This is a genomic window from Streptomyces sp. NPDC058653, from assembly GCF_042716895.1.
In the GTDB taxonomy this organism is placed as follows: Bacteria; Actinomycetota; Actinomycetes; order Streptomycetales; family Streptomycetaceae; genus Streptomyces.
Window position 1 is genome coordinate 140,808 of the sequence record NZ_JBHXRM010000003.1, and the last position, 22,811, is coordinate 163,618.

Here is a 22,811-nt window from a genome sequence, read left to right on the forward strand (position 1 = left end):
GGGACCGGTGGATCCCTGCTTCTAGCCCTGGTACGGCTTCGCGGCCAGGATCTTCACCGAGGCCTTCTTGCCGTTCGGCAGCTCGTACTCCGCGTCGTCGCCGACCTTCTTGCCGTTCACACCCGTGCCGAGCGGCGACTGCGGTGAGTACGTCTCGATGTCGGAGCTCGCGTACTCGCGCGAGGCCATGAGGAACGTCAGCGTGTCGTCCTCGTCGCCGTCGAAGGCGATCGTGACGACCATGCCGGGCTCGACGATCCCGTTGTCGGCCGGAGCCTCGCCCACCTTGGCGTTCTGCAGGAGCTGGGTCAGCTGGCGTACCCGCAGCTCCTGCTTGCCCTGCTCCTCCTTGGCCGCGTGGTACCCGCCGTTCTCCTTCAGGTCCCCCTCCTCGCGGGCGGCCTCGATCTTCTGGGCGATCTCGACGCGCGCGGGACCAGACAGGTGATCCAGCTCGGCCTTGAGCTGGTTGTACGCCGCCTGGGTGAGCCAGGTGACGTTCTCGCTGGTCTGGGTCACAGGTGCTCCTCGTAGGTACTGGGAATACAAAGCAACGCCCTACCCAGAAGGATTGTGCCTTCTCGGGTGGGCGAAACCACGAGCCTAACAATTCCGCGGCGTCAGGGCAGGACGAAAGGCATCAGAATCACATCAACGCAGGTCAGCGACGTGAAACGGAGGGGCGCCGGGGAGAGTCAGAGCAGAATCCGGCGACGTGAGAGGTGGACCACGCTTGTCAGCTGTCGTCGGACGTACAGCCGACGAGCTCCGCGCTGGTCGCGCTCGCGGTCGTACGGACGGTGACGACGCGGTCTATCCGCGTCTCGGGACCGTCGAAACGGACGTCCTTGCGGCCGACCTCGCCGCCGTCCTCCGCGCGTGAGCGGAGGGTGCAGGTGCCGGCCGCGTCCCTGTCCTTGCGGACCTCGAGATGCACCTCGACCGCGGTGGCCGATACCCGCTTGAATTTGATGAGCTCGCCGGAGACACTCTGGCCTGCCACATAGTCGTACCCGAACCAGCCGACGAGCGCGAGAAGGCCGACGCCGAGCACCGAGCCGACGACCTTGAGCCCCCGGTCCGCGCGCTCGTCCGACGAGCGGCCGTAGCGGCCCTCGGGAAGAACCGGTGGGCGTTCCGCGGTCATGGACGTTCCTCTCCGGAATTTTCCGTCCCTGGATTCCGTCACTATAGAAGCAGCCCGTTGGCACACATCACTGAGGACCGAGTCTTGACTGACCAGCTGCGTTTGATGGCCGTGCACGCCCACCCCGACGACGAGTCGAGCAAGGGCGCGGCCACCATGGCCAAGTACGTATCCGAGGGGGTGGACGTGCTGGTCGTGACCTGCACCGGAGGCGAGCGCGGCTCCATCCTCAACCCCAAGCTCCAGGGTGACGCCTATATCGAGGAGCACATCCACGAGGTCCGCAAGAAGGAGATGGACGAGGCCCGCGAGATCCTCGGCGTCCGGCAGCAGTGGCTCGGTTACGTGGACTCGGGGCTGCCCGAGGGCGACCCGCTGCCGCCGCTTCCTGACGGCTGCTTCGCCCTCGAGGACGTCGACGAGGCGGCGGGCCGGCTCGTGCGGATGATCCGTGAGCAGCGGCCCCACGTCATCACGACGTACGACGAGAACGGCGGTTACCCGCACCCCGACCACATCATGACCCACAAGATCTCGATGGTGGCCTTCGAGTCCGCGGCGGACGCGGAGAAGTACCCCGAGGCCGAGTTCGGTCCGGTGTGGCAGCCGCGGAAGCTCTACTTCAACCAGGGCTTCAACCGTCCCCGTACGGTCGCGCTGCACGAGGCCCTGCTGGCGCGGGGGCTGGAGTCCCCGTACGCGGAGTGGCTGGAGCGCTGGAAGGAGTTCGGGCGCGAGGAGCGCACGCTGACCACGCATGTGCCGTGCGCGGACTTCTACGAGATCCGTGACAAGGCGCTCATCGCGCACGCGACCCAGATCGATCCGGACGGCGGCTGGTTCCGTGTCCCGATGGACATCCAGCGGGACGTCTGGCCGACCGAGGAGTACGAGCTCGTGAAGTCGCTCGTCGACACCTCCCTCCCCGAGAGCGACCTCTTCGCGGGCATCCGCGACAATGCCTGATATGTATGCGACCCACGCAGTGACGCAGCTGGTCCCGCTCGCCAAGGAGCTGGACGAGAACAAGGTGACGCCCGGCGTCCTCGGCTTCATCGTCTTCGCCGTGATGGCGGGCGGGGTGTGGCTCTTGATGAAGTCGATGAACCGCCACATGGGCAAGGTCGACTTCGAGGAGAAGCCGGCCCCGGAGAAGACCCCGGCGCCGCCGTCCACCCACCAGACGACCTGACCCGACCCCCCGTACCCGGGACCGCCGCACGGCCGGCGGGGGCCCGGGTTCCCGCACGAGGGCCGGGCTAGGGCGGGGGCGCGCCGAGCTGAGCGGCCCCCGCCGGAGGGGCCCCGGTCGCGCGCCGGTGAGGGCGCGCGCACCGGGCGGGGCCGCCGTCAGGCCTGGGCCGGTTCCACCGGGACCCCCATCACCTCGCGGGCGTGACGGCTCGGGACCATGCCCAGGCGCCAGGCCTGCCAGCCGTCCTCCAGGGCGACGCCGCGTTCCAGCATCACCGTGAAGGTCTCCACGCAGTCGTCCAGCTTGCCGTCCCGCGAGGGGTGCCGGGCCGCCACCAGTTCGGTGAGTTCCTGTTCCGCCACGACCGAGCCGACGTCGACACCGCCCGCCGAGCCGTACGGCAGCAGCGTGCAGCGCAGGAAGCGGGCCCAGTCGGCGCCGCGGTCGTCGCCGTACGAGGCGAACAGCTCCGCCGCCTCGTCGCACAGCGCGAGCGCCTGCGCCGCCTTGCTGTTGCCCGCGTCGATGATCGCCAGCTCCAGACAGGTCCACGCCTCGCCGTGCGCGACACCGATCCGCCGGAAGTCCGCCCGGGCGTCGACCAGCAGCTGCCGGGCGAAGCCGGAGTTACGGAGATTGCCGGTCTGGGCGGCCCGCTGGTCGCGGGTGACCCGCCCCGAGTGGTGCCGGGCACAGGCCAGCCCGTACACGTCCCGCATCCGGGAGAACATCGAGCGCGCCCGCTCCAGCTCCCGTACCGCCTGCGCGGTCTCGCCGCACTCCTCCAGCGCCTGGCCCAGGTAGTACAGCGTCCACGCCTCGCCGCGCGCGTCCTCGTTGTCGCGGTGCCGCGAGAGCGCCTGGCGGAACTGGTCCGCCGCCGACTCCCCCTCGCCGTCCACCAGCCGGGCCCGGGCCAGCTGCGTCAGCGCCCAGGCCTCCCCGCGGCCGTCACGGGTACGGCCGTACAGGTCCATCGCCTGGCCCAACTCCCGCTCGGCGCGCGGGACATCCCCCATCCGCAGACAGACCTGCCCGAGCTGGAAGTGCGTCCACGCCTCCCCGTGCAGCGACTCGCCCTCGCGGTGCAGGACGAGCGCCGTGGCGAGCAGCGTGATCGCCTCGTTGAGATTCGCCCGGTCGCGCTCGACGGCCGCCAGCGCGTGCAGGGTCCAGGCGCGGTCGGTGCCCAGTTCGGCCGGGGCCTGGAGTTCGAGTGCCTCGCGCAGCTTCTCGGCGGCCCCGATGAGATTGCCCTGGTGGTGCAGGGTGATGCCCAGCGAGCAGAGCGCGCGGGCGGCGCCCGCGTCGTGGTGCGCCTCGCGGTAGAGGTCGACCACCGACGTCAGGGTGGTCTGGGCCTTGTCCAGCTCACCGAGCTGCCGGGCCGCGATGCCCGTACGCCACTGCACGGAACGGATCAGCAGCCCCTGGTCGACCGCCTGCGCCAGCTCACTGATCTCGCCGAGCCGGTAGAGGTCCCCGCGCAGCAGGCAGTAGTCGCAGAGCGCGCCCAGCAGGCTCAGTACCGCCGCCTGGTCGACACCCTCCGCGTGCCGCAGCGCCGCCGTGATGAAGCTCGACTCGTCGTCCAGCCAGCGCAGCGCGGCGTCCAGCGAGGAGAAACCGTGCCCGCCGAACTGGTCCGCGCGCGTGGACGTCTTGCCGTCCACCAGCCGGATCACCGAGTCGGCGAGCTCCGAGTAGTTCTGGATCAGGCGCTCCTGCGCGGCACTGCGGTCGGCCGCCTGCTCCTCGTCCAGCAGCCGGGCCAGCGCGAAGGCCCGTACGACGTCGTGCAGCCGGTAGCGGCTGGCGCGCACATGGTCGATCAGGCCCGCGCGGGAGAGCACGGCCAGCAGCCGCCCGGCCTCCTCCTCGTCCGTGGCGAGCAGCGCGGCGGCGGCCGCGGCGCCGAGCGAGGCGCGCCCGGCCAGCGCCAGACGCCGCAGCAGCCGGCGCGCCTGGTCGCTCTGGTCGGTGTACCGCAGCCACATCGCGCGCTCGGCCGGGTCGACCGGGCCGTACGCCTCCAGGTCCGCGGCCAGTTGCCGCGACGTACGCGAACCGAGCGACGAGCCGGCGATACGCAGTGCCAGCGGCAGGCCGCCGCACAGCTCGCCGACGCGGTCGACGCTCTGCGCGTCGTACGGGCCGCCCTCGGGCTCCTCGCCGACGGCCCGCAGCAGCTCCTCGCAGCCCGCGCCGTCCAGCGCCTCCACCGGGAGCTGGTGCACCCACGCCGGGGTGTCCGCCGGCAGCTCGACCGGCTGACGGCACGTCACCAGCAGGAGGCTGTCGGAGCGTTGGGGCAGCAGGGTGCGGATCTGCTCCGCGTCGGAGGCGTCGTCGAGCACTATCGTCACCGGCAGCCCGGTCAGATGCTGGTGGTACAGCTCGCTCAGCCGCCGTACCTGCTGCTCCGGCGACGACCGCTCACGGAAGAGCAGTTGCTCACGCGGCGCCCCGAGCCGGTTCAGCAGATGCAGCAGCGCGTCCCTCGTCGACAGCGGCGTCTGGCCCCCGCCACCGCCCCGCAGGTCCACCACGCACGCCCCACGGAACTGGTCCTTGAGCTGGTGCGCCGCCCGCACCGCAAGGGTCGTGCGGCCCGAGCCCGGCGCGCCGTACAGCACGACGACCGTCGGCCGGGTCTCCGTCGACGCGCGGGCCGCGTGCACCCATCGCGCGATCTGCCCGATCTCCTCCCTCCGGCCGGCGAACGGGCCGTCCGGCGCGGGGAGATGACCGAAGGACTGCTCGAGGACGCTGCGCCGGCGGGCGGCGGCGCTACGGTCCGAGCCCCGCAACTGCGGTGCGACGGTGGGCTTCTTCGTCGTCCGCCGGGTCGCCTGGGTCAGGACCCGCTGCTGGTCCAGATACGGGCGGATGCCCCGTACCTCCAGCGCCGTCAGCCACTGGAGCCTCAACTGCTCGACGTCGCCCGTCCGTCCGGCGGCCCCCGCCCGCCCCGGGCGCCCGCCCCGTCCCGCCTGACGCCCGCCGGAGGCCACCTTCGCGACGGCGGTCGCCGTGCCGGCCAGCGCCACGATCACGCCCGTGCCCGCCGCTGTACCCGCGCCCGTGCCGAGCGCGACGTCCGCGACCACCGCCGCGGCGGCGGCGACGAGCGCCACGAGGGCGGGAGTCGCGAGCGCGCCCCTGCCGAACCGCTCCGACATCGGCCTCCGCGCGGCCGACGCCTCGTCCAACGCGGCCTCGTACAGCGCGTACTCGTCGGCCGCGGCCTCCGCGATCGAGTCCAGCGCGCTCCGTCCGCGCGCCAGAAGGACCTTGCCGTCGATCCGACCGCCGGAGCGCCGCACCTCCTCCTCGACGGCGCGAACCAACAACCTCTCGGCCTCGGCCCGATGGCTGTCCCGCATATGTCTCCCCCTCCGAGAGCATCCCGGTACTTCGGCGTGCCCCGGGCAGTGTCCTGCGCGGGGCACGCGGGCGCGAGGCGGCGGGCCGCGCCCGCGGCGGCCGGTGCCGTCGCACCGCGCCGGACGCCTACGCGCGCAAGTGGTGCGCATGCGTGCCCGTACGTCCTGCCCGCGCGGAGCCTCTTTACGCCCGCGGCGGAAAGAGCCGGGACGGTGGTCCGCCGCGTGGTCCCGGGGAAGGGCTCCGGCTTAGGGTCGGAACGGCGGGTGCCGCGACCTGTCCACAGCTGACGGAGGTAACCATGGGTGAGGGCGTGCTGCGTGCCGTTCCCGGTCCCGGCGACGGCCCCGGCCCTCGCCCGGGCGGCGGTCCCGGGCAGGACGAGGGCCACGACGAGCCGCTGATGCGGGACCTCGTGGGGGCCGCGCTGCGCCGCGCCCGCCTGCGGCAGGGCCGGACGCTGCGGGACGTCGCCGACCGGGCGCGGGTCTCGCTGCCGTATCTGTCGGAGATCGAGCGCGGGCGCAAGGAGCCGTCCTCCGAGGTACTGGCGGCCGTCTGCCGCGCGCTCGGCCTGCACCTCGTGGATCTGGTGGGCGCGCTGCACACCGACCTCACCTCCGTGAGCACGGTGACGGTCTCCGTGACGACGAGGGCCACGGCGCACTGGGGCGGGCCGCGCCGGAGCACCGGAGCCCGCCGGGACGGACAGGCGATGGGCGTGCTGCTCGCCGCCTGAGCCCCGCCCTCGGCGGTACGAGCCCTCCCGGCGGCACGCGGCCCGGCCCCCCCGCTCCGGGCCCCGCACCGGTTCCGGCGCCCCCCGCCGGCGGCCGGTCAGCGCTCCGCCGGGCGTCCGCGTTCGGCCAGTTCACGGGTCGTGATCACACCGTCCACCAGGCCGTACTCCTTCGCCTGCGCGGCGCTGAAGTACTTGTCGCGGTCCGTGTCCTCCCGCAGCCGCTCCACGCTCTGACCCGTGTGGTGCGACAGGATGGACTCGATCTCCGCCCTCGTGCGCAGTACTTCGGCCGCCTGGATCTCCAGGTCCGCCGCCTCGCCCTGCCCCTGGGTGGACGGCTGGTGCAGCAGCACCCGCGAGTGCTGGAGCGCCGTGCGCTTGCCGGGCGCGCCCGCCGCGAGGAGTACGGCGGCGCCGGAGCCCGCCTGACCGAGACAGACGGTCGCCACGTCCGCCCGTACGAACTGCATCGTGTCGTAGATCGCGGTCAGCCCGGTGGCCGAGCCGCCGGGGGAGTTGATGTAGAGGTGGATGTCCATGTCGCTGCTCTCGTGGTCGAGATGGAGCATCTGCGCCATGATCACATTGGCCACGCCGTCGTCGATGGACGTGCCGAGGAAGACGATCCGCTCGGAGAGCAGCCGGCTGAAGACGTCGTAGGAGCGCTCACCGTTCGGTGTCCGCTCGACGACGACGGGGACGGTGTACTGCCCGCTCATGCCGCCACCTCCCGGCCGGTGCCGGCCGTACCGCCGGCGGGGCCGAAGCCGAAGCCGCTCGCGGCGTCCCCGCCCAGCTCGGCCACGCTCCGTACGACGCGGTCCACGAAGCCGTACTCCCGCGCCTGCTCGGCCGTGAACCACCGGTCGCGGCGCTGATCGGCCGCGATCGTCTCCAGGCTCTGACCGCAGTGCTCGGCGATCAGCTTCTGCATGGTCAGCTTGGTGTACGCGAGATTCTCGGCCTGTACGGCGATGTCGGCCGCCGTCCCGCCGAGCCCGCCGGAGGGCTGGTGCATCATGATCCGCGCGTTCGGCAGGCTGTAGCGCTTGCCGGGTGTCCCCGCGCAGAGCAGGAACTGGCCCATGCTCGCCGCGAAGCCCATCGCCAGCGTGGCGACGTCGTTCGGGATGAACCGCATGGTGTCGTAGATGGCCATCCCGGCGTGGACCGAGCCACCCGGGCTGTTCACGAACAGGACGATGTCGCGCCTGGGGTCCTCCTGCGACAGGAGCAGCAGTTGGGCGCAGATCCGATTGGCGATCCCGTCGTCCACCTGCTCACCGAGCACCACGATCCTGCCGTGCTGGAGCCGTCCCGCGATCTGGTCGTCGAACGGCACCGCGCCGGTCTCCGCCCGGGTGCCGGTCTCCGCCCGTGAAACGGTCGAGAGCATCACTACCTCCATGACCCGGCCCCCGACGGCGGGCGCTCACCCGCCTCGGCCGGTCCTCTCCACCCTGCGGACCGGGCTCCGGCGGAAGCGAGGGATTCTGCCGTGCGGAGATCTCCTGCGGGCAGATCCGGGGGCCCGGGGGTGGACCGGGGCGAGGGACCGGGGGCGGGCAAAGAGAAGGGAGGATGCCCCCTGTGGGGACACCCTCCCTCCAGACCTCGCGAGAAGGCGGGCACGGGGAGCACAACCCCGTCCGGTCCCAACCCTCCCCAGCGCTCGTGAAGCCGGATGACTTTCCGGACGACGTCCTGCTGGTTCACTACGGCCCGCGAGGGCTTGGCGCCTGGCCGGTCGTCAACCCTCCGCTCCACCGCGGTGGTTGACGCGCTCTCCCAAGCCCGTGGCTCAAGCATGCGGGGCGCGGTGAACCCCTGTCAAATGTTCATCGGTAGCGCGTGGTTGGGCGGGCACCGTACGGGCGGGGTCACCCCTGCCCTTGTGCCGTGCTGAAACCGTTTCTTGGGGGGGATACAGAGACGCTTGTATCCGGTGGAGACCCCCCGCTTGTACCCGGCTGTACTAAACTAGCCTTCTACTAATGACTACTTGTGGCTACGAGGCATACTGAGGGAGGCCCGGTGCAAGCGAGAAGTGGTGAGGCCCGGCAGCCCGAGCTGACCGCGCTGAGGGCGGCGGAGGCGGCGGCGAAGCGGGCCCGGAGCAAGGCGCAGATCCGGTACCGCTTCGTACAGCGCCAGGCCGTCGACGACGCCATCCCGCCCCTGGCGCACATGATCCGCGGCGGGCGCGGGGGCCAGGTGCGGCTGAAGCTGTTCCTGTCGATGCTCTGGATGCAGACCGATGACACGGGGGTGCCGCTGCCGTATCCGTCGCGGGTCTGGGCCGTGCTGCTGGGACTTGAGGATCCGGCGGGCAAGGGGGCCCGTCGTGTCGCCGAGGCACTGGCATGGCTGGAGAGGAACGGGTACGTCACCGTCGCCGCGCGTCCCGGGCACGCCAATGTGGTGACGGTGCTGCACGATTCGGGGAACGGGGAGCCGTACGCGGCGCCGGGGTTCGCGGCCAATCGCGAACGTGCCCGCACCGGACGCGCGACGGAGCACCGCTATGTACAGCTTCCGCTCACGTTCTGGACCAAGGGCCACCTGTCGGTTCTCTCCGGAGCCGCCGTGGCCATGCTGCTCGCCCTGCTCTGCGAACGAGGGGCCGGTGAGGCCGACAAGGCGCTGTGGTTCAGCCCCGGCGACGCCGAGCGGAGGTTCGCCCTCAGCGAGGACACACGGGGGAAAGGGCTGAAGGAGCTCGCGGAGGCGGGGCTGGTGCAGACACGCCGGCGTCCGATCAACCCCACGGAGTTCGACGCGCTCCGGGTCCGCAATGTGCACGAACTGAGACTGGAGCGTCTCTCGGAGGTCGCCCGGATCTCCCGCGTCCGGCCGAACGCCGACTTCGCCGACCTCATGGGCGGGTGAAGGACCGGTGATCCGGGGGCGGTTGCTCCGGGGCGGCTTGGCCGGGGGCCGGTTGGTCCGCCGTCCACGCGGTGGTCCGCACAATTTCGCGTAGAGCCGGCGGGCAGCGTCTTACGTGTCGCGCGTAGATGTGCAATCTTGTCTGCATGACCGGCAGTACCGCCGACGCGGGGCTCAACTGACGCTGTATCAGGCTGAGTTGGGATTTTCGCGTGGACAGGTGCAGCCGGGACGCTACGCGCGTAGTTGACCTCCCCGTCCCCCACCGAAGAGGAAACACACAGTGAACAAGGTCCTCAGAAGCACCGCGATAGGCGCCTCCGCCCTCGCCCTGGCGTTCTTCTCGTTCCCCGCCGCCGCCCAGGCCGCGCCCGCGGACACCAAGGCCCCGGCCGGCGCGCTCGCGAAGCTCAGCCACGCCACGGCCGCCGCCCAGCTCAGCAACGCGGGCATCGGCATCCGTTCCAGCGGCGGCTGCACCAACCGCAACAACCCGACCTGTACGTCCCTCGACCAGGTCAACTCCGCGACCATCCAGGGCGCGATCACCCTCAAGGGCGCCACCGGCTGCGCCATGACCGTCACCGGCGGCACGGAGACCGGCCACGCGTCGGGCACCTACAGCCACTGGAACGGCTACAAGCTCGACTTCGCCATGTCGAGCTGCCTGACCAACTACATCACCGGCACGTTCACCTCCATCGGCGGCAGCAAGTGGCAGTCGGCCTCGGGCAACATCTACTACAACGAGGTCAACCACTGGGACGTGACCTACCACAACTGCGGCGGCTGCTGACCCCCTCCGCCCGCTGACGGCCGGACCGCAGGGCGTTCCCTCGCACACGGGGGCGAGGGAACGCCCTGCGACACGGCTGGTGGCCCCGGAAAGCCCCTGTCGAGTCGTCCAGGGCGCCATCGCCCGCCGGGGCGGCTGCTCCCTCTGGAATCCGGCCCCGTGGCGGGTGGGCGGGGGTTCTTCGGGTAGGTCAGGATTGGGGCATGCCCAACCGACTCGCGCATGCCACGTCTCCGTACCTTCTCCAGCACGCGGACAACCCCGTCGACTGGTGGCCCTGGGAGCCCGATGCCTTCGAGGAGGCGCGACGGCGGGATGTGCCCGTTTTTCTGAGCGTGGGGTACAGCGCGTGTCACTGGTGTCATGTGCTCGCCCACGAGAGCTTCGAGAACGAGGCGACCGCGGCGTACATGAACGAGCACTTCGTGAACATCAAGGTGGACCGCGAGGAGCGGCCCGACGTGGACGCCGTGTACATGGAGGCCGTGCAGGCGGCGACCGGGCAGGGCGGGTGGCCGATGTCCGTCTTTCTCGACGCGGAGGGCCGGCCCTTCTACTTCGGCACCTACTTCCCGCCCGTCCCCAGGCACGGCATGCCGTCCTTCCGCCAGGTCCTCGAAGGCGTCAACTCCGCCTGGACCGAGCGGCGCGCGGAGGTCGGCGAGGTCGCCGGGCGGATCGTCGGGGAACTCGCGGGGCGCTCCCTCGCGCACGGCGGTCAGGGCACCCCCGGCGAGGAGGAGTCGGCCCAGGCACTGCTCGCGCTGACCCGGGACTACGACGAGAAGCACGGCGGATTCGGCGGCGCGCCCAAGTTCCCCGCGAGCATGGTCGTGGAGTTCCTGCTCCGCCACCATGCCCGTACGGGGGCCGAGGGCGCGCTCCAGATGGCCGTCGACACCTGCGAGGCCATGGCGCGCGGCGGGATCTACGACCAGCTCGGCGGCGGGTTCGCCCGCTACTCGGTGGACCGCGAGTGGGTGGTCCCGCACTTCGAGAAGATGCTCTACGACAACGCGCTCCTGTGCCGTACCTACGCCCGGCTGTGGCGTACCACCGGGTCCGATCTGGCGCGGCGCGTGGCGTTGGAGACCGCCGACTTCATGGTGCGTGAACTGCGCACCGCCGAGGGCGGGTTCGCCTCCGCGCTCGACGCGGACAGCGACGACGCCGCCGGGAATCACACCGAGGGCGCGTATTACGTATGGACCCCCGCGCAGCTCGGGGACGTACTCGGCGAGGCCGACGCGGAGTTCGCCGCGCGGTACTTCGGGGTGACCGACGCGGGCACCTTCGAGGAGGGCGCCTCGGTCCTCCAACTCCCGCAGGGCGAGGGCGTGGTGGACGCCGCGCGCGTAGCGTCCGTGCGGGAACGGCTCCTCGGCGCGCGGGACACCCGGCCACGGCCCGAGCGGGACGACAAGGTCGTGGCCGCCTGGAACGGGCTCGCCATCGCCGCGCTCGCCGAGACCGGTGCCTACTTCGAGCGGCCGGATCTCGTGGAACGCGCGACCGAGGCCGCCGATCTGCTCGTCCGGGTGCACATGGACGAGACGCGGCGCCTGTTCCGTACCTCCAAGGACGGCCGCGTCGGCGCCAACGCCGGTGTGCTGGAGGACTACGGCGATGTCGCCGAGGGCTTCCTGGCGCTGGCGGGAGTGACGGGCGAGGGGGTGTGGCTGGACTTCGCGGGGTTCCTGCTGGACACCGTCCTCGACCAGTTCGTCGGTGAGGGCGGCGCGCTGTACGACACGGCTCATGACGCCGAGCCGCTGATCCGCAGGCCCCAGGACCCGACGGACAACGCCACGCCGTCCGGCTGGACCTCGGCCGCGGGCGCCCTGCTGTCGTACGCCGCGCACACCGGCTCCGAGGCCCACCGCACCGCCGCCGAGGGGGCCCTCGGAGTCGTGAAGGCGCTCGGACCCCGGGCGCCCCGCTTCATCGGGTGGGGTCTCGCCGTCGCCGAGGCGCTGCTCGACGGCCCCCACGAGATCGCCGTGGTGGGGCCGCGCGGCGACGCGGCGACGGCCGCGCTGCACCGTACGGCGCTGCTCGGGACGGCGCCGGGAGCCGTCGTCGCCGTCGGCGAGCCGGACGGGGACCAACAGGCCGACGGCGAGGCGGAGTTCCCGCTGCTGGCGGGTCGGCCGCTGGTGGACGGACGGGCGGCGGCGTATGTCTGCCGGGGGTTCGTCTGCGCGGCCCCGACGACCGAGGTCGACGTACTGAAGGGGCAGTTGACGGTACGGGTGTAGCCACGGCCCGTCCGCACACGGCCGGGAACGGGCGGGCGTGCGGGGAGCCGGGAGGACCCTCTAGAGCGACAGCCCGCCCTTGAGCGTGTCCAGCGCGCGGTCGATGAGCACGGCCAGATCGTCCTTCTGGCCGTGCTCGGCCCAGTAGATCGTCACCTCGCGCAGCGCCGCCATCACGGACGCCGTGAAGACCAGCACCTCCAGGTCGCCCCGCTCACGCCCCGTACGGTCGGCGACCGCGCGAGTCAGCATGAGCGAGGTCTCCGCCATCGTCTCCGTCATCCTGGCCCGTACGGCGGGGATCTCCAGCATCAGCTTGCTGCGCTGGGCGAACTCCTCGGGCTGGTCGACGAAGGCCGTCTCGACCGCCCGCCGCAGCACGGCCCGCAGCGACTCCAGCACGGGCTCGTCGGCCGGGCGCGCGCGGATCGCCTCCTCCATGACGGGGTCGAACTCGTCGGTGAGGACGATGTCCTCCTTCGTCGGGAAGTAGCGGAAGACGGTGGAGGGGGAGACCTCGGCCGCCGCCGCGATCTGTTCGACCGTCGTCGCGTCGTACCCCTGTTCCTCGATGAGCCGGTACGTCGCCTCCCGGATCGCGACGCGGGTCTTGAGCTTCTTGCGTTCGCGCAGGCCCAACCGGGGCTGGGGCGGGGGCGCGTCGTCGTCGGAGGGGAGCGGTGCGGAGGCGGCCATGCCGATCATTGTCGGGCATCGGTCGGCGCGCCCACCACGTCCGGGCCCGCGCCGTCCCTCGTACCTTCGTCCACGCCGTCCCTGGCGTCCGCGCCCGCCTCCTCCCTGGCATCCGCACCCGCCTCCGTACCGGCACCCGCCTCCGCGCCCGGCGCCTTCCCCGTCGGCAGCAGCCCCGCGACGAGCAGCGCGGCCACCAGCGCGGCGATCCCGCTGACCAGCAGCGCCGTGGACATCCCCTGCACGAACGCGGAGTTCGCCGCCGCCGTCAGTCCTTCGTCGCCCAGACGGTCCGCGATCAGATGCGCCGCCACGACCGAGTCACCGGCCGCGTCGCCCGCGGCGGCCGGCAGGCCGGAGGTGTCCAGCCGGTCGGTGTACACGGCCGCCAGCAGGCTGCCCAGCAGCGCGATACCGATGGCGCTGCCCACCTGACGTACCGTCAGCAGCAGCCCGGATCCGCTGCCCGCGCGGTCGACGGGGAGCACCGCCAGCGCGGTGTCCATCGCCGGTACGACGGTGAAGCCGAACCCGAGCCCCGCGACGGTCAGCCACACGGCGGTGAAGGTGTAGTCGCTGTCCACGGAGGTACGGCTGCCGAGGATCGTCGCGAACGCGAGGACGACCAGCCCCGCGCCGATCACCGGGCGCGGACCGAAGCGCCGTACGGCCGGGGTGCTGGACTTCGCCGCCACCATCAGACCGCCCATCAGCGGCAGCATGCGCAGTCCGGTGCCGAGGGCGTCGTTGCCCAGCACCGCCTGGAGGTACGGCGGCAGAATGAACATCAGGCCAGCCAGCATGAACATCGCCAGCGTCGCGGTGAGCGCGTTCGGCAGGAACCGGCGGTCACCCAGCAGCCCCATGTCGAGCATCGGCCGGGCGGCGGTGCGCTCGCGCAGGACGAGCGCGGTGAGCAGGACCGCCGCCGCGGCGAAGGCGGCGATGACGAGGGGGTCGCCCCAGCCGCGTACCGGGACCTCGATGATCCCGAAGATCAGCCCGGCCAGTCCGACGGCGCTCAGCGCGGTCGAGAGCGCGCCGACCTCGGGCGCGGCCGGGTCCTTCGACTCGGGCACGAGGAAGACGCAGGCGGCGATGCCGATCACGGCCATCGGGATGTTGAGAGCGAAGATCGACCCCCACCAGAAGTGGTCGAGCATCCAGCCGCCGACGATCGGGCCGAGCGGCAGTCCGGCCGCCGCCGCGGTGGTGAGCGTGGCGACGGCCCTGGGGCGCTCGTCCGTGTCGAAGATCGAGGGCAGTACGGCGAGCGCCAGCGGCATGACGAGGGCGGCGCCGATCCCCATCAACGTACGGGCGCCGACGACCAGTTGGACGGTGTCGGCGAGCGCGCCGAGCACCGAGCCGGCCAGGAAGACCGTGAGGCCGGCGACCAGCGTCCGGCGTCGGCCGAAGCGGTCGCCGAGCAGTCCGGCGGGGAGCATCAGCGCGGCGCACGCGACGATGTAGGCGTCCGCCATCCACTGCTGCTCCCCGGTGGTGGCGTCGAGCTGCCCGGCCATCGTCGGCAGCGCCACGTTGAGGATCGTCAGATCGAACGCGAGCACGAGCATGCTCGCGACCAGTGCTCCCAGCGCCCACCAGCGGCGTGCCATGACTGCCCCCTCTGAGTGTTAATGTCAAATGACAGTAACTCTCAAAAGGGGGTGAGTGTCAATGTGAAGTTGTGGTCCCGGCGGGCACGTGGCCGGGGTGCCGTACGCGCCGGGTGCCGGCCCCCGGGTCAGGAGTGCTGGGAGGCCACCAGTGAGATTCCGACGTAGTGCACGACGAACGCGGCGAGCGTGAGCGAGTGGAAGACCTCGTGGAAGCCGAACCAGCGCGGGGACGGGTTGGGGCGCTTGAGCCCGTAGATCACGCCGCCCGCGCTGTAGAGGAGCCCGCCGGTGACGATCAGGACGAGGACGACGATCCCGCCCGTACGCAGGAAGTCGGGCAGGAAGAAGACGGCGGCCCAGCCCATGGCGATGTAGCAGGGGGTGTAGAGCCAGCGCGGGGCGCCCACCCAGAAGACCCGGAACGCGATGCCCGCCGCCGCTGCCACCCAGACCGCCCAGAGCAGGGTGCGGCCGGTCGAGTCGGGCAGCAGCAGCATGGTCAGCGGCGTGTAGGTGCCCGCGATGATCAGAAAAATATTGGCGTGATCGAGCCGTCTGAGTATCGCCTCGCCGCGCGGGCCCCAATTGCCGCGGTGGTAGACGCCGCTGACGCCGAAGAGGAGGCACGCCGTCACCGCGAAGATCGCGCAGGCGAAGCGTGCCTTGGTCGAGTCGGCCGTCGCGATCAGCGCGATCCCCGCGATCAGGACGGCCGGGAACATCCCCATGTGCAGCCAGCCGCGCATCATCGGCTTGACCGGTGTCGGCAGCTGGATCTCGGTCGGTCCCCCTTCGGGTTGCGGGGGGTTCGCGAGCGAGTCGGAGGCGGGAGAAGTCATGCGGTCATGCTACCTACGGGACCGTAGGTAACAGCTGGGGATGGCTGCTTACCCACCCTCTCGTACGAGGAGGAGCACGGAGTGGCGATGCTCACGTGTGCGGCCCTCTGGACAGATGGGCGCGGGAGTCGGATGATCAAATGAGTGCGGTCGGCACCGGATGAGCGGTAACGAAGCGTCCGGGTCGCAGCCCCCACGGGGCATACACCTACAAACCCTCATCAAGGAGTAACCGTGGCGCGCGACGCAGAGCTCTCCAGCGAAGACCCCCTCAGTCCCGAGGAACCGACCGGTCCCTCCGGTCAGGCGGGTCCCGTCGGCCGGACCGGTTCGACCCGTCACCCGGAGCTGCTCTCCTGGGTCGACGAGATCGCGGCCCTGACCCGGCCGGACCGGGTGGTCTGGTGCGACGGCTCGGAAGCCGAGTACGAGCGCCTCTGCGAAGAGCTCGTGGCGAAGGGCACGTTCACGAAGCTCGACCCGATCAAGCGCCCCAACTCGTACTACGCGGCCTCCGACCCCACCGACGTGGCGCGCGTCGAGGACCGCACCTTCATCTGCTCCGAGCGCGAGGAGGACGCGGGCCCCACGAACAAGTGGAAGGCTCCCGCCGAGATGCGCGAGGCCTTCACCGGCGAGCAGGGCGTCTTCCGCGGCTCGATGCGCGGACGGACCATGTACGTCGTCCCGTTCTGCATGGGACCGGTCGGCTCACCGCTCTCCGCGATCGGCGTCGAGATCACCGACTCCGCCTATGTCGCGGTCTCCATGCGCACCATGACGCGGATGGGACAGCCGGTCCTCGACGAACTCGGCGACGACGGCTTCTTCGTGAAGGCCGTCCACACCCTCGGCGCGCCGCTCGCCCCCGGCGAGGCCGACGTGCCGTGGCCGTGCAACACCACCAAGTACATCTCGCACTTCCCCGAGGACCGGGAGATCTGGTCGTACGGCTCGGGATACGGCGGCAACGCGCTGCTGGGCAAGAAGTGTTACGCGCTGCGCATCGCCTCCGTGATGGCGCGCGACGAGGGCTGGCTCGCCGAACACATGCTGATCCTCAAGCTCACGCCGCCGCGCGGGGAGAGCAAGTACGTCGCCGCCGCCTTCCCTTCGGCCTGCGGCAAGACCAACCTCGCCATGCTGGAGCCCACCATCTCCGGCTGGACGGTCGAGACGATCGGCGACGACATCGCGTGGATGCGGTTCGGCGAGGACGGCAGGCTGTACGCGATCAACCCGGAGGCGGGCTTCTTCGGGGTGGCGCCGGGCACCGGTGAGCACACCAACGCCAACGCGATGAAGACGATGTGGGGCAACTCCGTCTTCACCAACGTGGCGCTCACCGACGACGGCGACGTGTGGTGGGAGGGCATGACCGAGGAGCCGCCCGCGCACCTCACGGACTGGAAGGGCAACGACTGGACGCCCGCGTCCGAGACCCCGGCCGCCCACCCCAACGCCCGCTTCACCGTCCCCGCGGGCCAGTGCCCGATCATCGCGCCCGAGTGGGAGGACCCCAGGGGCGTCCCGATCTCGGCGATCCTCTTCGGCGGCCGGCGCGCCTCCGCCGTACCGCTGGTGACGGAGTCGTTCAACTGGCAGCACGGTGTCTTCCTCGGCGCGAACGTCGCCTCCGAGAAGACCGCGGCAGCCGAGGGCAAGGTGGGTGAGCTGCGCCGCGACCCGTTCGCGATGCTGCCGTTCTGCGGCTACAACATGGGCGACTACATGGCCCACTGGGTCAGGATCGGCGCCACGGCCGCCGCCAAGGGCGACGAGGCGAAGCTCCCGAAGATCTACTACGTCAACTGGTTCCGCAAGAACGACACGGGCCAGTTCGTCTGGCCCGGCTTCGGCGAGAACGGCCGCGTACTGAAGTGGATCGTGGAGCGCCTGGAGGGCAAGGGCGAGGGCGTCGACTCCCCGATCGGCGTCCTCCCGGCGAAGGGCGCCCTGGACACCAAGGGCCTGGCGCTCTCGGAGGAGGACATGGACTTCCTCCTGACCGTGGACAAGGAGGTCTGGCGGGAGGAGGCGTCCCTGATCCCGGACCATCTGAACACCTTCGGTACGCACACGCCGCCGGAGCTGTGGGACGAGTACCACGCCCTGGTGAACCGCCTGGCCTGACCCCGCGCCCGGCCCGACCCCGCGCCCGCGCCCGCGCGGGCGCGGCCGGACCACCCTCCGAAAGCGGCCCCCGGAGCCCATCCCTCACGGCTCCGGGGGTCTCGGCGATACCCTCGGGGTGACCGGCGCGCCACACCGACGGGGGACCACCGTGATCCGCGACCTGTACAACGTCCGACCGATGGATCCGGAGCCGGGCCCCACCCCGCTGACCCCCGACGAGGAACGCCGTGCACGGGCGACGCTGTTCACCGAACTCGGCAACGCGATCGCCGACCAGAACTGGACCGGCTTCCCGGCCCACTCCCCGGTGGAGCGCCAACGCCTCGTCGCGGTGGGCCAGATGCTCAGCGCGCACTGGGGCATCCCGGTGGCCGTCGAGGCGGAGGACCAGTGCCGGATGCGGCTGTCACTGCCGGGCCATGAACTCCTCCGCGTGCCGGGTGGGCCGACCCGCTGAATCTTCGGGCCGCCCACCGGTTCGCGGGCCCTCGCGCCGGCCGTCCACGGCACAGTGGACCCATGAGCACCGACGGTACGAACCTCCTCGCCCATGCCCGCGTGGCAACCCGGCTCCCGGCCCAGGACCTGGACCGGGCCCGCCGTTTCTACGCCGAGAAGCTGGGCCTGGACCCGGTCGACGAACGCCCCGGCGGCCTCCTCTACCGCTGCGCGGGCACGGAATTCGTCCTCTTCCGGTCGACGGGCGCCTCGCCAGGCACGTTCACGCAGATGGCGCTGGAGGTCGACGACATCGACACGGTCATGGCCGAACTCAGGCGCCGGGGCGTGTCGTTCGAGGACGTCGACGTCCCCGGACTCGTCACCAGGGACGGCGTCGCCGAGGTCGAGGGCAACTACCCGAGCAAGGGCGCCAGGGGCGAACGCGGCGCGTGGTTCCGCGACAGCGAGGGAAACATGCTGGGCATCGGCGAACCGGTCCGCTGAGCGCTCAGCCCAGCAGATCACCGATGATCGCCGATCGCGCCTGGCCGATGACCCCGTCCAGCAGCGGGTCCGAGGAGGCACGGGGCGGTGCGGGCTGTGGCTGGGCCTGGTGCTTCCGCTTGCCCAGAAGGAAGAGCGACCGGCCGTCGGGCATGGCCGCGACGCAGAAGTAGCGCAGGTCGCCCGCGATCAGGAGCACGCCGACGCCATCGGTCATCGCATAGACGACCTCCTCGGGCACCTTCGTGTGGAAGCTCGCCGCGACCGATCTGTCCGGTGCCAGGAGCTCCAGGTACTGCCTCCCCCCGGAGAAGGCCTCTTGACGATCGACCAGTCGGCAGGGCCAGAGCTGCCAGGGACGGGCCAGAGCCTCACGCGCGGGTTTGCGGAACGGCTGCCCGGTGAGGGCTCCGTGGAGGGCGGACCCCGCGGCCAACCAGAACAGCAGCGCGCCCAGGCCCGCCACGGCCTTCGCGGCAATGAGGGACACGAGGAACGCGGTCACCGTGAATCCCGAGGCGAGAAGCACAACGCAGCCGAAACCGATCCAGTCCTTGGGGCGTGGCGCGCAGAGTTCGTCCACCCGCCCCAGCACACCGGGCGTATCCCGCGCCGCCCCCGCCGAGATCGGATAGCCGTACTGCCGCGCAAGCATGGAGTCCCCCCGGTCGATGGTTGCACGGCGCATCCTGGGCTGACGGCCCCTCACTGTCAGGCGGTGTCCGCGACCGCCGGCTCAGGGAGCCTGGCGGCGTTCCTCCAGGTAGTGGGTGTGGGACTCCTGACGGCGGGCCTCCGCCTCGTGGATGCCGGCCGCCAGCGCGTGCGCCTCGTCGTGCAGGACCGTCAACTGGCGTTCCAGATGGTGCTCCGGCGGCTCGGCGGACGGTTGCAGCCGGCTCCACCAGCGGGTACGGACGTACGCGTCGACCGATTCCGGGATGTCCTGGCGGATCGCGCGGGACAGGCTGTGCACCGCCTCCGGGTCGGTGATCAGGGCGTCGGCGACCCAGCCCGGGTCGAGGAGCGAGGTGATCAGCTCGTTCAGATCGGTCAGCCGGCCGGCCGCCGGCGCGGGCAGCGACACCTCGGTCAGATAGTCCCTGAGCTTGGCGAAGTCCTGGCGCAGCTCCTCCAGTTGTTCCGAGGGCCGGGCGAACTCCGGGGTGTCCGGGCGCTCCGGCGGGGCGATGAGCGCGCCCGCGGCGTACAGCCCGCCGACCACCACCGGCCAGAGGCTGCCCGCCAGGCCGGCGACGGTCAGACCGAGGCCCACCAGGCCGAAGACGGAGCCGGTCAGGTTCTTCCGGGATTCGACGTAGCGCAGGATCCTACTGGTAGCCACGGATCTCCTCGAAGGCCCCGTCCAGCGAGCCCTTGTTCGCGTCGAACAGCCGGCCGCCCGTCAGCGTCGCGATGTCCGTCAGCTCCCGGCGGTCGGAGTCGCCGAACAGGATGGGGAAGACCGGCGTCCGGCGCTGGCCCGCCGGCAGTGCCCGGTAGAAGGAGTCGAAGCCGGACGCCGCGTCTCCCGCCGTGTTCTCGCCGTCCGTCATCAGGACGATCGAGGTGAACGACGGGCCGCTGTTCCGAGGGGCCCCGATCACCCCGTACGCCTCCTTGAGGCTGCTGTAGATCGCGGTGTCGCCCTGGGCGGAGAGCGCCGCGATGTCCGCGTCGAGCGCGGCGACGGCGGCCGAGGGGTCCCCGGGGTCGATGGTACGGGTACGGATCTGCTTCACGGCCGAGCCGAAGGGCATCAGCGTGACCTCCTCCCGCTCCCGGAAGTCGCCGGTCAGTTCGCCGAGCGCCGACTTCAGCCGGGCCAGTCGGTCGCCGTCCATGGAGCCCGAGGTGTCCAGGACGTACACGGTGCGCGAGGGGCGGCGGAGTTCGTTCTCGTACGCGTCGAGGAGGCCGTCGGCCACCGAACGCGAGCCGGGGAAGGGCAGTTCGCGGCGGCCCTCCCGGCCGATGCCCGGGGCGGGCTTCACCGACGTCACCACCGGACGGCGCAACGTCCGGGTGGTGATGGCCTGTTGGGCCTCCGGACCGCGCAGATACTCCGTCAGCTCACGGCCCGCCTCGCGCGCCCCCTCGTCGGCGGAGGTGAGAAGGGTGAACGGGTAGTCGGCCGTGACCACGCCGTCCTTGGGACGGATCACCGTCAGCCGGGAGCCGGCGTCGCCACCCTCGTCGCGGTTCAGGGACAGCAGCACCGACTCGTAGTTCACCATCGCGTCGACCGTGCCGCGCCGCTCGTACGCGGAGGCGAGCCAGCCCGACGAGCCGGAGGTCAGCTCCTGGCCGGCGAAGAACTCCCTGAGCCTCGGCGTCGCCTCCCGGATCTGGCCCTCGGTGAGCGCCGCCTGGGCGCCCGAGAGGCCGGAGGTGACCGAAACCAGCGCGGCGAAGCCAGAGTTGGAGCGCTCGGGGTCGGTCATCCCGTACGTCAGCTTCCCGTCGGCGACCGCCCGGTGCACCTGTGACCAGGTGACGGTGGACGGGTTCCAGCCGAGGCGCGACACCGTCTCCGCCTTGACGCCGAGCGCGACCGGCGAGGTCATCACCGGTGTCTCCGAGGAGATCCTCGGGACGACGGACGGGTCGAGACGCAGATAGTCGTTGGACGACAGCCACACCGCGTCGTATTTCCCGTCCGCCTTCCCGGAGCTGACGAGTTCGGCCCCGTCGAGCGTCCCGACGTACGTCGGGCTGACCGTGATCCCGGTCGCCTCACGGGCGGCGTCCAGGACCGGCTTCATGTCGGACAGTTCGCTGGAGGCCAGGACCCGGAGCGTGCGCGCGGGCCCCCGCTCGTCCGGTCCGGGGGAGGCGTCCCCGTCGTCGCTCCCGCCGGTACAGGCGGTGCAGGAGATCAGCAGGGTGACGACAGCGGCCCAGCCGGCCGCGCGCGTGCGGCCCCTCATCTGCGGCTGCCGTCGAGCACACCCGGGCCGTCCGACGCGCTCGACCGGGCGCGCTCCACGTACCCGCTCGCCGTCCGGAGCTCGGCCGTCAGGGACTCCACGGTGGCGGCCATCGACTCGGTCGCCTGGATCTTGTACGTGTCGATGGTCTCCAGCGTCCGGTAGATCTGCTGGAACGCCGCCCGGAGCGTCTCGGCGCCCACCGCCGGGTCGGCGGCGATGCGCTGGATCTCGCCGCTCTGCGTGGCGAGCATCTCGGCGTTCCCGCGGATCAGGTCCTCCGTCGTCGAACGCAACACGTTGACCTGCTCGGTCACCTTGCGCTGGTTCTCCAGCGCGGAGGCGAGCATGATCGCGATCCGCAGCGCGGACACGGTCGTGGTGGCCGCCCGGTCGACGCCCTTGATCAGCTCCTCGTTGTTCTTGCGGACGACGTCCATCGCCAGATACCCCTGGGCGCAGACCGCGATCTGGGTGAGCAGGTCCTGGTGCTTCTGCCGCACCGGGAACAGCACGTCGGCGCGGAGCGCGTCGGCGGCCTCGGGGTCGGTCGACTGCGTCTCGGCCACGCGCTGTTCGATCGCCGCGTCGAGGGCCTCGGTGAGGACCACGTACTCCTGGAGCTTGCCCATGGTCTCCCAGAGGCGCAGCCGCTCGGTGTGCAACGCGGAGTTGTCCCGGCGCAGTTCGTCCTGGCCGCCGCGGAGCGAGCCGACGATCCGGTTGAGCGTGTGCTGGGACGAGGCGTACTTGGCGACATGGTCGCGGAGCCTGTTGCCGCCGGGCAGCCGGGAGAGCAGCTTGCGCGCGCCGCGGCCCGGGCCGGTGTCCCGGGGGTCCAGGTCCTCGACCGTGCGCCGCAGTTCGACCAGCGACGACGAGACACGGCCCTGCGCGTTCTCCCCGTCGCTCGCCAGCGAGCGGACGGTGCGGTCCAGCATGCGGTTGGACTGCTGGGCGGCGCCGCGGATGTCGCTCGCACCCAGCGCGTCGATCTCATGGATCCGGGCGCCGAACTCGGGCGAGCGCGTGTCCAGTCCGGCCAGCGACTCCACGTACTCGGCGGCCCGCCGGGCCATCTCCTCCCGTACGGAGTCGTCGACCGGGACAAGTCCCGCAGCCTGCTCCGAAGGGACCGGGGGCACCGGCTCCGGCGGGGTCAGGATCAGGGCGGGAGCGGCGTCGGCGCCCGCGCCCGGGAGAGGTGTGTCGGTGCTCATGTCTGCTCG

General features: G+C 71.4%; 21 protein-coding genes. 9 read left to right on the top strand and 12 right to left on the bottom strand.

Going from position 1 to position 22,811, the window contains the following annotated elements:
- Positions 1-21 precede the first annotated feature (21 nt).
- On the bottom strand, positions 22-519 hold the full coding sequence (gene greA / locus ACFWU9_RS03965; RefSeq protein ID WP_384314685.1) for a transcription elongation factor GreA: 498 nt from the start codon (positions 517-519) through the stop codon (positions 22-24).
- A gap of 217 nt (positions 520-736) precedes the next feature.
- On the bottom strand, positions 737-1,147 hold the full coding sequence (locus ACFWU9_RS03970) for a DUF4307 domain-containing protein (protein ID WP_384314687.1): 411 nt from the start codon (positions 1,145-1,147) through the stop codon (positions 737-739).
- An 84-nt stretch (positions 1,148-1,231) separates the two neighbouring features.
- On the opposite strand from ACFWU9_RS03970, the gene mca reads away from it, so the two are divergent.
- Both mca and ACFWU9_RS03980 read left to right on the top strand, forming a co-directional pair.
- Positions 1,232-2,113 carry a mycothiol conjugate amidase Mca gene (gene mca / locus ACFWU9_RS03975; RefSeq protein WP_384314689.1) on the top strand — a complete coding sequence of 294 codons (882 nt, stop codon included), beginning with the start codon at positions 1,232-1,234 and terminating at the stop codon, positions 2,111-2,113.
- A complete protein-coding gene (locus tag ACFWU9_RS03980; RefSeq protein WP_384314691.1) occupies positions 2,106-2,339 on the top strand; it encodes a hypothetical protein in 234 nt (77 codons plus the stop codon). Before mca ends, ACFWU9_RS03980 begins: the two co-directional genes overlap by 8 nt.
- A 158-nt stretch (positions 2,340-2,497) precedes the next feature.
- Here ACFWU9_RS03980 and ACFWU9_RS03985 read toward each other — a convergent pair whose 3' ends face one another.
- Positions 2,498-5,728 (bottom strand): tetratricopeptide repeat protein, encoded by a 3,231-nt coding sequence (locus tag ACFWU9_RS03985; RefSeq protein WP_384314692.1) that lies wholly within the window; start codon positions 5,726-5,728, stop codon positions 2,498-2,500.
- Between the two features lie 302 nt (positions 5,729-6,030).
- Here ACFWU9_RS03985 and ACFWU9_RS03990 point away from each other — a divergent pair, with 302 nt between their 5' ends.
- Positions 6,031-6,468 carry a helix-turn-helix domain-containing protein gene (locus tag ACFWU9_RS03990; protein WP_384314694.1) on the top strand — a complete coding sequence of 146 codons (438 nt, stop codon included), beginning with the start codon at positions 6,031-6,033 and terminating at the stop codon, positions 6,466-6,468.
- A gap of 98 nt (positions 6,469-6,566) precedes the next feature.
- Here ACFWU9_RS03990 and ACFWU9_RS03995 read toward each other — a convergent pair whose 3' ends face one another.
- Complete coding sequence (locus tag ACFWU9_RS03995; protein WP_384314696.1) at positions 6,567-7,190, bottom strand: ATP-dependent Clp protease proteolytic subunit; 624 nt, start codon at positions 7,188-7,190, stop codon at positions 6,567-6,569.
- On the bottom strand, positions 7,187-7,867 hold the full coding sequence (locus ACFWU9_RS04000) for a ClpP family protease (RefSeq protein ID WP_384314697.1): 681 nt from the start codon (positions 7,865-7,867) through the stop codon (positions 7,187-7,189). The genes ACFWU9_RS03995 and ACFWU9_RS04000 overlap by 4 nt, the downstream gene beginning before the upstream one ends.
- A 638-nt stretch (positions 7,868-8,505) precedes the next feature.
- Here ACFWU9_RS04000 and ACFWU9_RS04005 point away from each other — a divergent pair.
- The 3 genes from ACFWU9_RS04005 (at position 8,506) to ACFWU9_RS04015 (ending at position 12,414) form a co-directional block, all read left to right on the top strand.
- Positions 8,506-9,360 (top strand): hypothetical protein, encoded by an 855-nt coding sequence (locus tag ACFWU9_RS04005; protein WP_384314699.1) that lies wholly within the window; start codon positions 8,506-8,508, stop codon positions 9,358-9,360.
- A gap of 331 nt (positions 9,361-9,691) precedes the next feature.
- Entirely contained in the window at positions 9,692-10,156 is a 465-nt protein-coding gene (locus ACFWU9_RS04010) for a hypothetical protein (protein ID WP_384314918.1), read from the top strand.
- 203 nt (positions 10,157-10,359) lie between these two features.
- Complete coding sequence (locus ACFWU9_RS04015; RefSeq protein ID WP_384314701.1) at positions 10,360-12,414, top strand: thioredoxin domain-containing protein; 2,055 nt, start codon at positions 10,360-10,362, stop codon at positions 12,412-12,414.
- A gap of 60 nt (positions 12,415-12,474) precedes the next feature.
- Here ACFWU9_RS04015 and ACFWU9_RS04020 read toward each other — a convergent pair whose 3' ends face one another.
- The 3 genes from ACFWU9_RS04020 to ACFWU9_RS04030 form a co-directional block, all read right to left on the bottom strand.
- Positions 12,475-13,110, bottom strand: coding sequence for a TetR/AcrR family transcriptional regulator (locus tag ACFWU9_RS04020; RefSeq protein WP_384314702.1), 636 nt, complete (start codon positions 13,108-13,110; stop codon positions 12,475-12,477).
- Between the two features lie 5 nt (positions 13,111-13,115).
- A complete protein-coding gene (locus ACFWU9_RS04025; RefSeq protein ID WP_384314704.1) occupies positions 13,116-14,729 on the bottom strand; it encodes an MFS transporter in 1,614 nt (537 codons plus the stop codon).
- Between the two features lie 128 nt (positions 14,730-14,857).
- Positions 14,858-15,571, bottom strand: coding sequence for a hemolysin III family protein (locus ACFWU9_RS04030; RefSeq protein WP_384314706.1), 714 nt, complete (start codon positions 15,569-15,571; stop codon positions 14,858-14,860).
- A gap of 234 nt (positions 15,572-15,805) precedes the next feature.
- Between ACFWU9_RS04030 and ACFWU9_RS04035 the strand changes: the two genes are divergently transcribed.
- The 3 genes from ACFWU9_RS04035 (at position 15,806) to ACFWU9_RS04045 (ending at position 18,652) form a co-directional block, all read left to right on the top strand.
- Positions 15,806-17,704: a phosphoenolpyruvate carboxykinase (GTP) gene (locus tag ACFWU9_RS04035; protein ID WP_384314708.1), complete on the top strand. Its 1,899-nt coding sequence runs from the start codon at positions 15,806-15,808 to the stop codon at positions 17,702-17,704.
- Positions 17,705-17,885: 181 nt separating this feature from the next.
- Positions 17,886-18,164, top strand: coding sequence for a hypothetical protein (locus tag ACFWU9_RS04040; RefSeq protein WP_384314710.1), 279 nt, complete (start codon positions 17,886-17,888; stop codon positions 18,162-18,164).
- A 62-nt stretch (positions 18,165-18,226) separates the two neighbouring features.
- Positions 18,227-18,652: a VOC family protein gene (locus ACFWU9_RS04045; RefSeq protein ID WP_384314712.1), complete on the top strand. Its 426-nt coding sequence runs from the start codon at positions 18,227-18,229 to the stop codon at positions 18,650-18,652.
- Between the two features lie 4 nt (positions 18,653-18,656).
- On the opposite strand, the gene ACFWU9_RS04050 is transcribed toward ACFWU9_RS04045, so the two are convergent.
- From ACFWU9_RS04050 to ACFWU9_RS04065, 4 genes are read right to left on the bottom strand one after another with little or no spacing between them, the layout of a single operon-like run.
- Entirely contained in the window at positions 18,657-19,340 is a 684-nt protein-coding gene (locus ACFWU9_RS04050; RefSeq protein ID WP_384314714.1) for a hypothetical protein, read from the bottom strand.
- A 48-nt stretch (positions 19,341-19,388) separates the two neighbouring features.
- Entirely contained in the window at positions 19,389-19,997 is a 609-nt protein-coding gene (locus ACFWU9_RS04055) for a hypothetical protein (protein ID WP_384314715.1), read from the bottom strand.
- A complete protein-coding gene (locus ACFWU9_RS04060) occupies positions 19,984-21,582 on the bottom strand; it encodes an extracellular solute-binding protein (RefSeq protein ID WP_384314717.1) in 1,599 nt (532 codons plus the stop codon). Before ACFWU9_RS04060 ends, ACFWU9_RS04055 begins: the two co-directional genes overlap by 14 nt.
- Positions 21,579-22,802 carry a toxic anion resistance protein gene (locus ACFWU9_RS04065; protein ID WP_384314719.1) on the bottom strand — a complete coding sequence of 408 codons (1,224 nt, stop codon included), beginning with the start codon at positions 22,800-22,802 and terminating at the stop codon, positions 21,579-21,581. The genes ACFWU9_RS04060 and ACFWU9_RS04065 overlap by 4 nt, the downstream gene beginning before the upstream one ends.
- Between the last annotated feature and the right edge of the window lie 9 nt (positions 22,803-22,811).

What these genes read in the sequence shown, in the direction of transcription:
- ACFWU9_RS04015 (WP_384314701.1), top strand. Translation starts at nt 10,360, where the DNA reads ATGCCCAACCGACTCGCGCATGCCACGTCTCCGTACCTTCTCCAGCAC.
- ACFWU9_RS04060 (WP_384314717.1), bottom strand. Translation starts at nt 21,582, where the DNA reads ATGAGGGGCCGCACGCGCGCGGCCGGCTGGGCCGCTGTCGTCACCCTG.
- ACFWU9_RS04030 (WP_384314706.1), bottom strand. Translation starts at nt 15,571, where the DNA reads ATGACTTCTCCCGCCTCCGACTCGCTCGCGAACCCCCCGCAACCCGAA.
- ACFWU9_RS03985 (WP_384314692.1), bottom strand. Translation starts at nt 5,728, where the DNA reads ATGCGGGACAGCCATCGGGCCGAGGCCGAGAGGTTGTTGGTTCGCGCC.
- ACFWU9_RS03995 (WP_384314696.1), bottom strand. Translation starts at nt 7,190, where the DNA reads ATGAGCGGGCAGTACACCGTCCCCGTCGTCGTCGAGCGGACACCGAAC.
- ACFWU9_RS04025 (WP_384314704.1), bottom strand. Translation starts at nt 14,729, where the DNA reads ATGGCACGCCGCTGGTGGGCGCTGGGAGCACTGGTCGCGAGCATGCTC.
- ACFWU9_RS04065 (WP_384314719.1), bottom strand. Translation starts at nt 22,802, where the DNA reads ATGAGCACCGACACACCTCTCCCGGGCGCGGGCGCCGACGCCGCTCCC.
- ACFWU9_RS04000 (WP_384314697.1), bottom strand. Translation starts at nt 7,867, where the DNA reads ATGCTCTCGACCGTTTCACGGGCGGAGACCGGCACCCGGGCGGAGACC.
- ACFWU9_RS04045 (WP_384314712.1), top strand. Translation starts at nt 18,227, where the DNA reads ATGAGCACCGACGGTACGAACCTCCTCGCCCATGCCCGCGTGGCAACC.
- ACFWU9_RS04050 (WP_384314714.1), bottom strand. Translation starts at nt 19,340, where the DNA reads ATGCGCCGTGCAACCATCGACCGGGGGGACTCCATGCTTGCGCGGCAG.
- ACFWU9_RS04040 (WP_384314710.1), top strand. Translation starts at nt 17,886, where the DNA reads ATGGATCCGGAGCCGGGCCCCACCCCGCTGACCCCCGACGAGGAACGC.
- ACFWU9_RS04020 (WP_384314702.1), bottom strand. Translation starts at nt 13,110, where the DNA reads ATGGCCGCCTCCGCACCGCTCCCCTCCGACGACGACGCGCCCCCGCCC.
- ACFWU9_RS03990 (WP_384314694.1), top strand. Translation starts at nt 6,031, where the DNA reads ATGGGTGAGGGCGTGCTGCGTGCCGTTCCCGGTCCCGGCGACGGCCCC.
- ACFWU9_RS03970 (WP_384314687.1), bottom strand. Translation starts at nt 1,147, where the DNA reads ATGACCGCGGAACGCCCACCGGTTCTTCCCGAGGGCCGCTACGGCCGC.
- ACFWU9_RS03980 (WP_384314691.1), top strand. Translation starts at nt 2,106, where the DNA reads ATGCCTGATATGTATGCGACCCACGCAGTGACGCAGCTGGTCCCGCTC.